Annotated in this window: 13 protein-coding genes; 10 read left to right on the top strand and 3 right to left on the bottom strand. The window is 69.7% G+C overall.

Going from position 1 to position 13006, the window contains the following annotated elements; all coding sequences use genetic code 11:
• Positions 1-45 precede the first annotated feature (45 nt).
• The 4 genes from GF068_RS22875 to GF068_RS22885 all read left to right on the top strand — a co-directional run bounded on the left by GF068_RS22875 (position 46) and on the right by GF068_RS22885 (position 3051).
• Positions 46-942: a universal stress protein gene (locus GF068_RS22875; RefSeq protein WP_153821554.1), complete on the top strand. Its 897-nt coding sequence runs from the start codon at positions 46-48 to the stop codon at positions 940-942.
• 78 nt (positions 943-1020) lie between these two features.
• The gene (locus GF068_RS46370) at positions 1021-1143 is read left to right on the top strand and encodes a hypothetical protein (RefSeq protein ID WP_275939212.1); all 123 of its coding nucleotides are present in this window, start codon (positions 1021-1023) and stop codon (positions 1141-1143) included.
• A 70-nt stretch (positions 1144-1213) separates the two neighbouring features.
• A complete protein-coding gene (locus GF068_RS22880; protein WP_170319624.1) occupies positions 1214-2272 on the top strand; it encodes an AAA family ATPase in 1059 nt (352 codons plus the stop codon).
• Entirely contained in the window at positions 2269-3051 is a 783-nt protein-coding gene (locus GF068_RS22885; protein WP_153821556.1) for a hypothetical protein, read from the top strand. Before GF068_RS22880 ends, GF068_RS22885 begins: the two co-directional genes overlap by 4 nt.
• Positions 3052-3078: 27 nt before the next feature.
• On the opposite strand, the gene GF068_RS22890 is transcribed toward GF068_RS22885, so the two are convergent.
• Entirely contained in the window at positions 3079-3942 is an 864-nt protein-coding gene (locus GF068_RS22890) for a hypothetical protein (protein WP_153821557.1), read from the bottom strand.
• A 183-nt stretch (positions 3943-4125) separates the two neighbouring features.
• Here GF068_RS22890 and GF068_RS22895 point away from each other — a divergent pair, with 183 nt between their 5' ends.
• Positions 4126-5013 carry an ATP-binding protein gene (locus GF068_RS22895; RefSeq protein WP_170319625.1) on the top strand — a complete coding sequence of 296 codons (888 nt, stop codon included), beginning with the start codon at positions 4126-4128 and terminating at the stop codon, positions 5011-5013.
• Here GF068_RS22895 and GF068_RS22900 read toward each other — a convergent pair whose 3' ends face one another.
• Positions 5014-6270, bottom strand: coding sequence for a beta/alpha barrel domain-containing protein (locus GF068_RS22900; RefSeq protein WP_240807218.1), 1257 nt, complete (start codon positions 6268-6270; stop codon positions 5014-5016). It abuts the gene before it with no gap.
• 139 nt (positions 6271-6409) lie between these two features.
• On the opposite strand from GF068_RS22900, the gene GF068_RS22905 reads away from it, so the two are divergent.
• Together GF068_RS22905 and GF068_RS22910 are read left to right on the top strand one after the other, a co-directional pair.
• Positions 6410-7732, top strand: coding sequence for an S-layer homology domain-containing protein (locus GF068_RS22905; RefSeq protein WP_153821559.1), 1323 nt, complete (start codon positions 6410-6412; stop codon positions 7730-7732).
• 310 nt (positions 7733-8042) lie between these two features.
• On the top strand, positions 8043-8552 hold the full coding sequence (locus tag GF068_RS22910; protein ID WP_153821560.1) for a hypothetical protein: 510 nt from the start codon (positions 8043-8045) through the stop codon (positions 8550-8552).
• Positions 8553-8571: 19 nt separating this feature from the next.
• On the opposite strand, the gene GF068_RS22915 is transcribed toward GF068_RS22910, so the two are convergent.
• Positions 8572-9555, bottom strand: coding sequence for an ArsA family ATPase (locus GF068_RS22915; protein ID WP_153821561.1), 984 nt, complete (start codon positions 9553-9555; stop codon positions 8572-8574).
• 68 nt (positions 9556-9623) lie between these two features.
• Here GF068_RS22915 and GF068_RS22920 point away from each other — a divergent pair, with 68 nt between their 5' ends.
• The 3 genes from GF068_RS22920 (at position 9624) to larAH (ending at position 12921) form a co-directional block, all read left to right on the top strand.
• Complete coding sequence (locus tag GF068_RS22920) at positions 9624-10430, top strand: phosphoadenosine phosphosulfate reductase family protein (RefSeq protein WP_153821562.1); 807 nt, start codon at positions 9624-9626, stop codon at positions 10428-10430.
• Between the two features lie 177 nt (positions 10431-10607).
• Positions 10608-11267, top strand: a complete 660-nt coding sequence (locus tag GF068_RS22925; RefSeq protein ID WP_153821563.1) for an HAD family hydrolase — start codon at positions 10608-10610, stop codon at positions 11265-11267.
• Positions 11268-11301: 34 nt separating this feature from the next.
• Positions 11302-12921, top strand: coding sequence for an NPN-dependent hydroxyacid isomerase, LarAH14/15/16 family (larAH, locus tag GF068_RS22930; RefSeq protein ID WP_153821564.1), 1620 nt, complete (start codon positions 11302-11304; stop codon positions 12919-12921).
• Positions 12922-13006 lie beyond the last annotated feature (85 nt).

Here is a 13006-nt window from a genome sequence, read left to right on the forward strand (position 1 = left end):
CGGGAGAGCGCCTAAGGTGTGCCACGAATCCGGCAAGGAGAGCGCATGGCCCTGGGTGATGTGGTCTTGGTGGCGACGGACCTGAGCGAGTCCGCCGACGTGGCGATCAAGCTCGGACACGAGTACGCAGAGCGGGCGGGCGGCAAGCTCGTCGTCTGTCACGTCGTGCACGAGGTGCTGCGCTCCGCGCCCCTCTTCCCGCAGGCGGTCCAGGCCGACATGGAGGCCGTGATCCACGCCGAGAGCCGCGCCGCGGCCGCCGTCGAGGATCGAGTCAAGGAGATCACGGGCCGCCCGAGCAACGGCTTCGAGGTGCGCATCGAGAGCGGCGGCGCCGACGCCGCGATCCTCCGCGTCGCCGAGGAGGTCGCAGCCACGCTCGTCGTCACGGGCAGCCGCGGCCTCACGGGCATCGCGCGGCTCCTGCTCGGCAACGTCGCCGAGCGGATCGTGCGCTACGCGCATTGCCCCGTGCTCGTCGCGCGCTCGCACGCCCGGACGAACAAGGTCCTCGCCTCGACCGACCTCTCCGAGCTCTCGCAGCCCGGCATCGCGCTCGCCGGTCAGGTCGCCGCCATGCAGGGCGCCACGCTCACCGTGCTGCACAGCCTCGACATCCTGCCGGCGCCGGCGTTTGGCTTCACCGTGCCCTTCGGCGGCGCGCCCGTCGTGCCGCCGCCCGAGCTCATCGAGCAGATGCGCACCGGGGCCGACGGCGTGCTCGCAGGCATCATCGAGCGGATGGGGATGAAGGCCGAGCGCCGCGTGACCGACGGCGACGCCGCCACGGCCGTGCTCCGGACCGCGGAGGAGCTCGACGCCGAGCTCGTCGTCGTCTCCACCCACGGCCGCACCGGCCTCGCGCGCGTGGCCCTCGGCAGCGTGGCCGAGAAGATCGTGCGAGGAGCGCACTGCTCCGTCCTCGTGGCGCGCTCCCACTGACGTCCACGGTTGACGCGGCGCCGCGCCAGTGTCACGGAGAGCGGCGCCGGCACGGCCGGCCGCGTCTCTGGAGGCATCATGGCGACCGATACATCAAACGAGAAGGCTCCGACCGACGACTGGACCGTGCCCAAGCTCCTCGGGCTCGCAGTGATCGTGCTCGGCGGCTTCTTCGTGTTCATCAGCACGATCTCGCCCTGAGCGTTCGTCGAGGGGAGCGCGACCGCCGCGCTCCCTGACTCGTCCCCTCCTCCTGCTGAGCCTGCTTGACGTGGCCGATCCTCTGCGGCCAGATGCAGCTCGGCACGTGATCACCTCCATCGACATTCACGGCTTGCGGGGAATTCGGGAAGGCAAGCTCGAAGGCCTGACGCCGCTCGTCGTGCTCGTTGGGCCCAACGGCAGCGGGAAGAGCACGATCCTGGATGCCATGCTGATCGGTGCCAGCCGGCGACCCGCCTCGAGCGCCGGTTACGCCGTGAAGCGCCGGAGCGGAATGCGACATGGCGCGCGGTGGCTCTTGTATCGGGGCGGCGATGCGCCGGGACGTATCAGGCTGGGCTTCGCGGACGGCGCGTATCGGGAACGAGAGCTGACCTGGTCGGACTCAAACTTCCTTCTACCCGACAAGCGCGCGCTCCTGGCCCAGCGAGGCTTCGAGGGGCCTTACAGCGCGATCCACGTGCGCACGGAGCCGGTCGCGGCGATGTTCCCGCATGTCTGTGTCTTCGCGGCCGACAACGAGCACGAAGCCAACGACGCCCACGAGGCGCAGACGGATGGCCCCACGGCGTGGCTCGCGGATCCGCGCCACGGCCGCCCGTTGCACGACCTGTATTCGCGGCTCACGGAGCATGGTCGTCGCGCAGCGCTCTTCGAGCTCGTGCAGCCGCTCATCCCGGGCTTGCGCGTGATCGAAATCCTCACCGAGCATGGCGACGCCCGTCTGAACCTCACCTTCGACGACCGGAGCGTGCCGGTCGTGCTCGCGGGAGACGGCATTCAAGCGCTCATCCGCCTGGGCCTGGAGCTCTCGACGCGGCAGGAGGGCGTGGTCTTGCTCGAGGAGCCCGAGGCGCATCAACACCCGGCGGGTATCTGGTCCAGCGCCAGCGCAATCGCCGCCGGTGTGCGCAGCGGCCTTCAGATCGTCCTCACGACGCACAGCATGGAGCTCGTCGACGCGCTGCTCGACGTGCTCCTCGAGGACGAACTGGACCTCCTGACCGTGTACAGGTTGAAGCTCGACGCCGGGAGGCTCGCGAGCAGCCGGTTCCCCGGTCCGGACGTGCTGCACGCCCGGGGTGAAATCGAGACCGATCTGCGATGACGAGCCCTTCCGAATCGGTCGTCCTCTGCGAAGGCTTTCACGACAGGGCCTTCTGGAAAGGGTGGCTCGAGCACCTCCGCTGCGAGGACGCTCGGCCCGTGCGGCCCGACGGGAGCTACGGCACGGCCAAGGATCCCTTCGGGAAGCCCGTTCAGGGCGGGCAGTGGGCGTTCCGAACGCCTGGCGGTGGGTTCTTGCGCGTCTCTCCTTGCGGAGGGGACAACGGGGTGCTGAAGGAGCTCCGCACTCGGCTCGAAGGACGAAAGACAAACGCCCTCCGCCGGGTGATCACGAGCCTCGACAACGACGCGATCACGAGTGACGTCGCGCTGTCGCAGCGCGCCGAGAGCCTACGTCAGAGCTTCACGAGCGCCATCGCCGCGGCGGATCCCAGATACGAGCGCCTCGCCAACGGCGACCTCATCCTCGACGACGGCAGGACGGTCGCCTCGCTCGTCCTCTGGCAATCTGCCGCGGAGCGCGTCCCTGCACATGTCCCCGCCAAGCAAACCCTGGAGAGGCTCGTCTGCTCGGCCCTGTGCGCCGCCTACCCGGATCGGGGCGCTGCTGTCGCGGCGTGGCTCGTGGCCCGCCCGGACGCCCCGCCCCCCGGGCCGAAGGAGTTTGCCTGGTCCCACATGGCGGGCTGGTACGCCAGCAAGGGCTGCGACGAGTTCTACCAGGCCTTGTGGAAGGACGCCGCCGTGGCCGAGGCGCTTCGCCAGCGGCTCGATGCCGCGGGCGCATGGGACATCGTCGAGGCTTTGATCGCCGGCTGAGCCCGTGGTCGCGGTCCTCGTCCTCGTCTACTTCAGCGAAAACCCGACCGACATCTCCGCGTTCCAGCGGACGTCGCCGATGATCCCCACCTCGCCGGCGAGCTGCGCGAAGAACCACTTGCGCACGTGCGCCCGCGCGCCCGCGCGGCCCGAGAAGGCGAACGTCACCGCGCCGTAGTCGGCCTTGTAGCCGTCGATCGAGAGCTCGGTGTCGACCCAGTGCACGCCGCCGAGCAGGTCCGCGAAGAGCGCGACCTTCGTCCACGCATACTCGCCGCCGATCCCGAACCGGAGCTCCTTCGCCGAGAGCGACTGCACCGTCACCGTGCGCGGGGTGCCGTTCACGTCGTAGACCGCCGTCGAGTCGCTCGCCTTGTAGGTCGGGAACGGCAGGTCGAAGCCCACCGTCATGCGGATGTGGCTCATCACGACGCGCATGTCGTAGCGGAGCCCGAGCACGGTCGCGTTGTCGAAGGGCGGCATGACGAAGGGCGCGACGAGCCCGCCGCCGCCGATCCCCTCGGCCGTGCCCTCCTCGAACTTGAACGAGGTCTTCGAGTACGAGCGCTGTCCCGCGAGGAAGCCCATCGTGAACTCGAAATGGTCACCCGCGGCCCAGCGACGGTCGTCGTCGTCGTCGTCCTCGTCGTACGACGAGCGCGGCGGCGGCTCCGGCGTGCGGATGGTCTCGGGCACCTGCATCGTACGTTGCGGAGGCGGCGGCGGAGGCGGCGGCGGAGGCGCGGCGATCTCCATCGGGTCGGCCTTCTTCTCGCCCGGCGGCAGCGGCTCCGGCTCCGCCTGGGGCGCAGCAAACGCGAGGGCCGGCGCGGCGAGGCCGACGAGGATGAACGTGGCGAAGGGCAAGGCGAACGTAGAAGAGCGGCGCATGCGGAGCAGTTCCTTCCGGGGCGCATGGTAACCGAAGAACGGCGTCTTGGTGTGGTTCGAACGACCCAACGTCACGAGCCACCCCGCGCCGCTGTCAGCGATGCCCAAGGAATATCCATTGCAGCCGAGCGCGCCGCCGATCTCGCCCGGCAAATGCTGGCATACTCCAGCCGAGGCACCCTCGTGACCGAACACATGCGGCTCGACACCGTCGTCCGGGAAATGGCCGTCCTCCTGCGGACGATCGTCTCCAAGGGGGCCACGCTGGAGCTCGATCTGTCGCCCACCTGCGTCGACGGCGACGTCACCCATTTGCGGCAGGTCGTGATGAACCTCATCACGAATGCCTCGGACGCGCTCGCAGGGCGGCCCGGCAAGATCCAGATCCGCACCGGCGCAGAGGCGCTCGCGGCGCCGCGACGATCGGCCTGCATGGCCGAGCCCATTCCGCCCGGCGACTATGCCGTGCTCGAGGTCACGGACTCCGGGCAGGGGATGAGCGAGGCCGTGCTCGCCCGGATCTTCGACCCGTTTTTCACGACGAAGGTGGGCGGCCGAGGCCTCGGCCTCGCCGCCGTGCTCGGGATCGTCCGCGCACACCGAGGCCTCGTCGACGTGAAGAGCCACCCCGGCGAGGGCACGACGTTCACGCTGCTCTTGCCGAGCGCCGAGGCGGCGCCCGTCTGCTCGCGCGGCACGATCCTCGTGGTCGACGACGAGGACGCCGTCCGACGCGTCGCGCTCCGGGTGCTCGAACGCGCGGGATACCGCGTGCTCGTCGCCTCCGACGGCCGCGAAGCTGAGCGGCTCTTCCGCGAACACGGCCGCGAGGTCAACGCGATCGTCGCCGATCTGACCATGGGCGAGGTGGGCGGAATCGAGCTCATCCGCTCGGTGCGCGCCGTCGATCCCACGCTGCCCGCGCTGCTCATGAGCGGCTACTCGAGCGAGGACTCGACCGCGATCTCGGCGCTCGGCGTGCCGTTCCTGCCGAAGCCGTTCACCGCGAGCATGCTGGAGGCCGCGGTGCGCGCGCTGCTCGGGGCACGCGCCGGAAGCTCGGCGGCCTGATCAGCCCGCCCGGAAGGGCAACTTCGCGCGCGCCCGCGCCGCGGCCTCGCGTTGCGAGAGGACCGCGGCCGACTCCTCCACGCGGTACGTCGCCGGCGCGCGGAGGTACGTCACGACCTCGGGCAAGGTCGCGCGCGCCGCGATCGACCGATCCCGCCCCGCGCTCGGCGCCTCCGGCAGCTCGAGCGCGCGGCCCTGCCTGACGCGCGGGCGCGACAAGGGCGCGAGCGTCGAAGCCCCGAAATCCTGCGGCGAGCGCATACGCTCGGCCATCAGGTGCACGACGTCGGCGACGAGCCTGCCGGCCGCGTCGGTGTAACGAACGACCATCTTCCGGCCCGGTCGCGGCGCAGGTTCGTCGCCGAGGTCGGCGGGCGGCACGGCCCACGCGCCGCCTTGCTCGAGCGCGACGAGCTCGCAACGCATCGGCAGCGCCCGCGCCTCGGCGTCGTCGAGCCCACGCGCGATCCACCCGCCCGCGCGTCGCCCGCGCCGCTTCGCCTCGATCAGCATCGCCTCCTCGTCGTCACCCGCGCCGAGGTCGGCGAGGTCGTCGGTGTCGAGCGCGCCCCAGCCATCGACGACCGTCGTCTCGATCGAGGGCCCGGCCGGCCCGAGCACGAGGGCCGGGCTCGCGCGGAAGGGCACGCCGAGCGCCATCGCCGCGATCACGTTCGTCGTCGCGGCCGCGCCGCCCACGTACGCCGCGCGCGCGACCAGCATCGAGGCCTCGGCCCCGGCCGCGTGCGCGCTCGACCCGTCGATCACCGGATCCCCCGCGGCCGCGAGGTGCAGCCGCGCCGTGCGGGTGGCGATCGCCGTGGCGCGCCGCGTGGCCGCGCGCAGGAGCGAGGCGAGCAGCGAGGCCTCGAGGAAGGGCCCTTCCACCGTGGCGATGGGCGCGCCGGGGAAGACGATCGTGCCGTCGGGGACGGCGTCGAGGTCGATCGCGGGCACGAGGTGGGCGAGCCTCTGCGCGAGGGCGTCGGAGAAGCCGACGAGGCTCTGCGCGGCGGCGACGGCGGCGGGATCGATGAGCGGCCGACCGAAGAGCTCGAGCGAGCCCTCGAGCCCGGAGACGACGAGGAAACCCGTGTGGGGCGGCGCGGCGCGGAACGAGAGCTCGAAGCTCGCGCGGCGATCGGCGAGCCTGGCGTCGAGCAGGCGATCGGCGTCGAGAAGCGCGCGGCCATCGAGGAGCAGGGGGCTGTGGTGCGGCGGCATGTCCCTCACGAGCAGGCCGCGGCGGCCGGGCATTGTCAACAGCTTCGGCTGATCACCACCCGATCCAACTGGATCATCCAGGTACCACCCCCCGGGCCTCACGGGCGCGCGAATTCGCGCGGAAACGGCCACTGCTTTGCGTGGCACCGGCCTTGCTATTGCCGCGCGGACCATGAACGACCTCCCGACGACGTCCTCCTTCCTTCGGCCTCGACTCGTTGTTTTTGCGACGTTTGCCCTGCTCGCGGCGTGTTCTTCCGGCGATCCGGCCGGGCCGGGGGAGGACGCCTCCGGCGCGACCGACGATCACGGCGAGGGGACGGGGCAAATCGCGGAGGGTTTCTCCGGAGGGACCGTCGCCGACGCGGCGGCGAGCACGTGCGGCACGGCGAGCGTCAAGGGGCTCTCGTTCCAGATCATCGAGGAGGGCAACTGCATCGAGCCCGGCGCCTTTTCACCCCTCACGCTGCCCGCGAACGCGACGGCCGGGTCGGGCGTCTTTCTGTTCATCCAGAAGCCGGCCCGCGACAAACTCCAGTCGATCGTCAAGGCGAACCCGGGCAAGAGCCTCACCATCAACTCGATGCTGCGCACGGCGGCGCAGCAATACCTGCTCTACAACTGGTACCAGACGGGCCGGTGCGGGATCTCGCTCGCCGCGAAGCCCGGCAACTCGAACCACGAGTCCGGCCTCGCGATCGACGTGCAGGAGTATTCGTCCTGGCGCAGCATCTTCGAGGGGAACGGCTTCCGGTGGCTCGGCGCCTCGGATCCGTGGCATTACGACTGGGTCGGCGCCGGCGCCAAGGATCACCGCGGCCTCGACGTGCTCGCCTTCCAGAGGCTCTGGAACCGCAACAACCCGAACGACAAGATCGCCGAGGACGGGAGCTGGGGCCCCGCGACCGAGTCGCGGATGCGCAAATCACCGGCCGGCGGTTTCGCCGTGGGCGCTGTATGTAATGCCGCGCCGCCCGAGCCCACCTGCCAGGCCGTGTTCTCCGATATCTGCGGATCGGCGCACCAGCCGGCGATCGAATGGATGGCCAAGGAGGGCCTGTCCTCGGGCTGCGGCGGGGGCAAGTTCTGCCCGGACGAGACGGTCTCGCGGGCGCAGATGGCCGCGTTCCTCACGGCGGCGCTCGATCTGCCGCCCGGCCCGGACGCATTCACCGACGACGAGGGCTCGATCCACGAGGACGCCATCAACGCCGTCGCCGCCGCGGGCATCACGACCGGCTGCGGCGGGACGAACTATTGCCCCGACGCGCAGGTCACGCGCGAGCAGATGGCCACGTTCCTCGTCCGCGCCTTCAAGCTCGACGCCTCGGGCGAGGACCTCTTCACCGACGACGAAACCTCGATCCACGAGGCCGACATCAACGCGCTCGGCGCCGCCGGGGTCACGAGCGGCTGCGGCGGGACGAACTACTGCCCGGTGAGCCCCGTCACCCGCGGCCAGATGGCGACCTTCCTCCACCGCGCCATGCAGTGACGCATCCCACGAAGCGAGGGGAATGCCATCGTGTGTTCCCCTACCTCGCTCCACGGCGGACCTGAAAGGCTGCAATCCGTGTGCCTTGCAGAAGTGCAACAAGCCCCCAAGCGAGCCCCTGCAAGTTGACGAGTTTTCGTCACTTCGGGGTTGGCCCGCTGGTTGCTCTATCTGCCAACCGAGCGCCTGCTCCGGTCCCCCCCCCCGCCGTCGAGTAGGCGCTCTTTTTTTTGTCTCGCGGCATCTCTGCTCCGCGAGGTCGTCGGCCTGCCGCGCTGCGGTATGTTCGTCTCCGGAGACGGAGGAGCGGATGCGCGAGGCGTGGAGCTGGACGGCAGGCGTGCTGGTAGGCGTGCTCGGGATGGCCGGGTCGCCCGGGTGTCTGTCGCTCTCGACGAGCGAGGGAGGGCAAGGCGGCGCGGGCGGCGTGGGCGGAGGCCCGGTCCCCGTCACGGGCCAGGCGGCGACCGGGCAAGGCGGGAGCAGCAGCAGCGGCGCCGGAGGGGAGGGAGGCGGCGGCAGCAACCTCGGCGACATGTGCATCACGGGCGCCGATTGCACGAGCGGCTTCTGCGCCGACGGCGTGTGTTGCGATTCGGACTGCGGCGGCGACTGCCAGTCGTGCGCTCGACCGGGCTACATCGGAACCTGCTCGAACCTGCCCGCCGGGGAGGAAGATCAGCCGACCTGCACGCTCACGAGCGCCTGCGACGGCAATGGCGCGTGCAAGTCCAAGAATGGGCAGCCGTGCACCAGCAACGCCGAATGCCTGAGCGGCAAGTGCGAAGGCGCTCCCGGTAACAAGACCTGCGCGCCCTGAGCGGGTTGCCCCGTAAAACCTAGAGCAACTTCGAGAGGACCCTCGTCCCCTCCACCGTCGAGGCCTCGTCGAAGAGGTGCGGCAGCAGGATCCGCGGCAGGTCGATCTCTTTTTCGATCCGCTCGAGGCTCTCGGCCTGCACCTTCTCCCGCACCGCCCGCCGCGCCCCCGCCACGAGCGCGCTCTCGGGCGTCCCGTTCGTCCGCTCGGGCGCGTCGATCGAGAGCAGCCCCGACTCGCGCGAGAGCCGCTCGCGCTCCTCCGGCGAGAAGAGCTGCGGCAGGACCGCGTTCACCACGAGGCGAAGCACGGGCAAGGTGAGGTCCTTCTTGATCGCCTCGACGAGCTCGATCGTCTCCTGCGTCGGCATCTCCTCCGGCAACGTGACGACCACGATCCCGCTGCGCGCCGGGTCCCGGAACATCGCCCACGCCTCCTCCGCGTCGCGGCGGAGCACGCCCGGGGGCACGACGTCGAGGATCACCTTCGGCACGCGCATCATGTCGAGGCCATGCCCCGTCGCCGGCGCGTCGAGCAGGACCACGTCGAAGCGCGGACGTCCGTCAGGGCCGAGCTCCGTCGTGTGAAACCAGGCCTTGCCGAGCATCGCCCACTCGTAGAGCCCCGGCACCGCGCGGAAGAAGGTCTTCGTGTAGCGGTTGTCGAAGACGGCGTGCGCCACGCTGCGCACCTTGAGGACCATCTCGCCGTACTCGGTGAGCGCCTTCTCGGGCGAGATGTTCACCGCCCACACGCCCTCGGCGACGGGGACGATCTCATCGCCGATCGGCTTCGACCCGAGGATCGCCGAGAGCCGCTCCTTCGTGTTCGGGAGCGCGACCAGGACCCGCTTGCCCTCCCGCGCCAGCGCCGCCGCCAGGGCCGCAGAGAAGGTCGTCTTGCCCACGCCGCCCTTGCCCGTGACGAAGAGGAAGCGGCGCCGCCCGAGGTCATCGACGAGCCGCCCCGACGAGCGGCCTTCGGAGGGAGAAGAAGGGGGCATGAGCGAACCGGCGATCCTCTAGGCGACGAGGCCCCGAAAGGCAACCGGGTTCTGCTACGAAGAGGGGAATGCGCGTCACCGAAGCGAGCCTCGAGGCCCTCTCCGAGCGCCTCGCGCGCGAGACCCCCGTCGACGTCCTGCGTTTCGTGCACCGGACCTTCGGCCGGAGGGCCGCGATCCTGACCAGCATGCAGCGCGCCGGGACGTGGCTCTGCCGCCTCGCCGACCGCGCCGGGCTCGACTTCGACGTGCTCTTCGTGGACACGGGTGTCCTGCACGAGGAGACCCGAAGGACGCGGGACGAGCTCGCGCGGGCGCACACGAACCTGCGGGTGATCACGCTCTCGCCGGCCCGCACGTTCGCCGCGCAGACGGCCGAGGAGGGGCTGCTCTACCTGTCGGTGGAGGGGCAAGAGCGCTGCTGCGAGCTGCGCAAGGCGGCGCCGCTGCACGCGCAGAGGGGCCGCTACGACGCGCTCGTCTCGGCGCTCCGGCAGGGCGAAGGGGGCGCGCGCAGCAAGGTTCGTCCGGTCGGGCTCGACCTCGTGATGGGGGCGCTGCGCGTCCACCCGCTCGCGCACGTGACGAACGCGGAGCTCAACCGGGCCCTCGCGGAGGACCCGGGGGTCGTCGTGAACCCGCTGCACGCCATGGGGTTCCGGACGATCGGGTGTTTCCCCTGCACGACGCCGGTCCTGCCCGACGAACCCGAGCGCGCCGGCCGCTGGCGGCATTTGGCGAGCGTGCAGTATTGCGGGATCAATCCCGTGGATCGCGGGGCCGCCGAGGGGGCGATCGAATTGGATGATCGTTATGCGGAGGCGCTCGGCGCGAGCCCCTCACCCCCGACCCCTCTCCCTGCGGGGGAGGGGTGACAGCCCCCGCCAACTCCGCCCGCCTGTCAAGCCCGTTCTTCCTGTGGGATTACGCTCCTTTCTGGGGCGCGAAAGCCGGCGGGAGGGCCGAGCGGACCGAGAAGTTCCGGCGCGAAGGCGAGTTCGCGTCAGCTTGTGCTTGACGAATCGCCCCGCAGAGGTGATTCCGGGACGCAAATGGCAGCGAGCTACTTCGACGTGGACGGCACGCTGATCCGCACGAACCTCGTCCACCCCACGCTCTATTACGTCCTGAACCAGAACACGCCGCTGCACAGCCTCGCGAAGCTCGGCGGGGCGCTGGTGAAGGCGCCGTGGCTGGCGTGGGCCGAGACGCGCGACCGGCGTATCTTCAACGAGCTGCTCTTCACGTCCTACGGCGGGATGAGCGAGGACCGGCTCGTGGGGCTCGCGGTCGAGACGTTCGAGCGCGTGATCAAGCCCAACATCTACCCCGGCGCGCGGGACCTCGTGCAGACGAGCCTCGACAAAGGGCACGACGTGGTGCTCGTCTCGGGCGCGCTCGACTTCCTGATGCGCCTGCTCGCCGAGCACCTCGGCGCGACGGACGTCATTGCGAACCGGCTCGAGATCAAGGACCGCTTCGCCACGGGCAAGCTGCTCAGGCCCGTCGTCGCGGGGCCCGAGAAGTCACGGCTCATTCGCGAGCACGCACGCTCGCGCGGCCACGACCTCGACGAGTGCTTCGCTTACTCCGACAGCTACTCCGACGTCCCCATGCTGAGCATCGTCGGACACCCGGCCGCCGTGAACCCGGACAGGAAGCTGTCCCTGCTCGCGAACGCCTACCACTGGCCCATCATCCACGTCGACTGAAGCGGGCGGGATTGCCGCCGAATACGAGAATGCCATGAGCCACCCCTGTGTCGTGACGATCGACAGCCGCAGCGCACCCCGCGTCCTCTTCTCGGGCGACAGGCTGGTCGAGGTCGACCTGCCGACGGGCAGCCGCGTCGTCTACCCGAAGCCCCCGCTGAAGGCGCTCAAGGACGTCGACGCGGCCATCCGCTACGCGATCAACCACCCGTACAACTCGGAGCCGCTCTACGCGAAGCTGCGGCCGGGGATGAAGGTGACGATCGCGATGGACGACATCTCGCTGCCGCTGCCGCCGATGAGGCGGCCCGACGTGCGCGAGCGGGTGCTCACGATCGTGCTCGACCTGCTCGCCGATTACGGGGTCGACGACGTCGAGATCATCATCGCGACGAGCGTGCACCGGCGCATGAAGGACTGGGAGATCCGGCACGTCGTCGGCGACAAGATCTTCAACGCGTACTGGCCGAAGAAGCTCTACAACCACGACGCCGAGAACCTCGCCAACATGAAATACCTCGGCACGACCGAGGAGGGCGAGGAGGTCGAGCTCAACCGGCGCGCCGTGGAGAGCGACCTCATCATCTACGTGAACCTGAACCTCGTGCCCATGGACGGCGGCCACAAATCGGTCGCCGTGGGCCTGTGCGGATACCGGAGCCTGCGCGCGCACCACAATCCGCGCGTGATGCGGCAATGTTATTCGTACATGGACCCGAAATCGTCGGCGCTGAACACGAGCGTCGTGCGCATGGGCCGGCTCGCGAACAAGAAGCTGAACGTCTTCACGATCGAGACGACGATCAACAACCGGATGTTCGACACGCCGCTCGAGTTCCTCGCGAAGAACGAGGACGACCTCACGCGGACCGAACGAAACGCGCTGCACGCGCTCCGGTTCACGCTCGACAAGGTGCCGCAGCCGGCGCGCCAGGCGATCTTCCAGCGCGTGCCCTCGCCCTACGGCGTGACGGGCGTGTTCGCCGGCGAGACGGAGGCGGTGCACGAGCACACGCTGCGGCGGAGCTTCGAGCAATACTGCGTGCCGGTCGTGGGGCAGAGCGACATTCTCATCACGGGCATCCCGTACATCAGCCCGTACAACGTGAATTCGTTCCTGAACCCGCTGCTCGTGCAGGTGATGGCGAACGGGTATCTCTTCAACCTGTATCGCAACGCGCCGATGGTGAAGAAGGGCGGCACGATGATCATCATGCATCCGTGCACGGACCTCTTCGACAACGAGCACCACGCGCCGTACATCGAGTTCGTGCACCGGGTCCTGCCCGAGACGCGCGACGCGATGGAGCTGCACAAGATCTGGGAGCCGAAATTCGCGAAGAACCCGGCCTACATCGAGATGTATCGGTACGGGCACGCGTACCACCCGACGCACCCGTTCTTCATGTGGTACTGGGGCGAGGCGGGGCGGCAGCACCTCGGTCGGATGATCGTGGTCGGCGCGGACAACGAGTACATCCCGCAATTGCTCGGCTGGGAGACGGCGCGGACGATGGATGAGGCGCTGCGCATGGCGAAGCAGACGGCGCCGCCGAACCCGGAGATCATGACCCTGCATTGTCCGCCGATCTTCATGGCGGAGATGCAGGTCGAGAAGCAGCGGGCGCCGATCGCGGCGCTGCCGGAGGGCTGAACGACTCCCTCACCCCGCCTCACCCCCAAGCCCCCTCTCCCTCGCGGGAGAGGGGGTTTTTTGTTTCGGGATTCGGGAGTTTTTT

The sequence above is a fragment of the Polyangium spumosum genome, assembly GCF_009649845.1.
Lineage (GTDB): Bacteria > Myxococcota_A > Polyangia > Polyangiales > Polyangiaceae > Polyangium > Polyangium spumosum.

What these genes read in the sequence shown, in the direction of transcription:
- GF068_RS22890 (WP_153821557.1), bottom strand. Translation starts at nt 3,942, where the DNA reads ATGCGCCGCTCTTCTACGTTCGCCTTGCCCTTCGCCACGTTCATCCTC.
- GF068_RS22910 (WP_153821560.1), top strand. Translation starts at nt 8,043, where the DNA reads ATGCGCGAGGCGTGGAGCTGGACGGCAGGCGTGCTGGTAGGCGTGCTC.
- GF068_RS22885 (WP_153821556.1), top strand. Translation starts at nt 2,269, where the DNA reads ATGACGAGCCCTTCCGAATCGGTCGTCCTCTGCGAAGGCTTTCACGAC.
- GF068_RS22900 (WP_240807218.1), bottom strand. Translation starts at nt 6,270, where the DNA reads ATGCCCGGCCGCCGCGGCCTGCTCGTGAGGGACATGCCGCCGCACCAC.
- GF068_RS22905 (WP_153821559.1), top strand. Translation starts at nt 6,410, where the DNA reads ATGAACGACCTCCCGACGACGTCCTCCTTCCTTCGGCCTCGACTCGTT.
- GF068_RS46370 (WP_275939212.1), top strand. Translation starts at nt 1,021, where the DNA reads ATGGCGACCGATACATCAAACGAGAAGGCTCCGACCGACGACTGGACC.
- GF068_RS22875 (WP_153821554.1), top strand. Translation starts at nt 46, where the DNA reads ATGGCCCTGGGTGATGTGGTCTTGGTGGCGACGGACCTGAGCGAGTCC.
- GF068_RS22925 (WP_153821563.1), top strand. Translation starts at nt 10,608, where the DNA reads ATGGCAGCGAGCTACTTCGACGTGGACGGCACGCTGATCCGCACGAAC.
- GF068_RS22915 (WP_153821561.1), bottom strand. Translation starts at nt 9,555, where the DNA reads ATGCCCCCTTCTTCTCCCTCCGAAGGCCGCTCGTCGGGGCGGCTCGTC.
- GF068_RS22920 (WP_153821562.1), top strand. Translation starts at nt 9,624, where the DNA reads ATGCGCGTCACCGAAGCGAGCCTCGAGGCCCTCTCCGAGCGCCTCGCG.
- larAH (WP_153821564.1), top strand. Translation starts at nt 11,302, where the DNA reads ATGAGCCACCCCTGTGTCGTGACGATCGACAGCCGCAGCGCACCCCGC.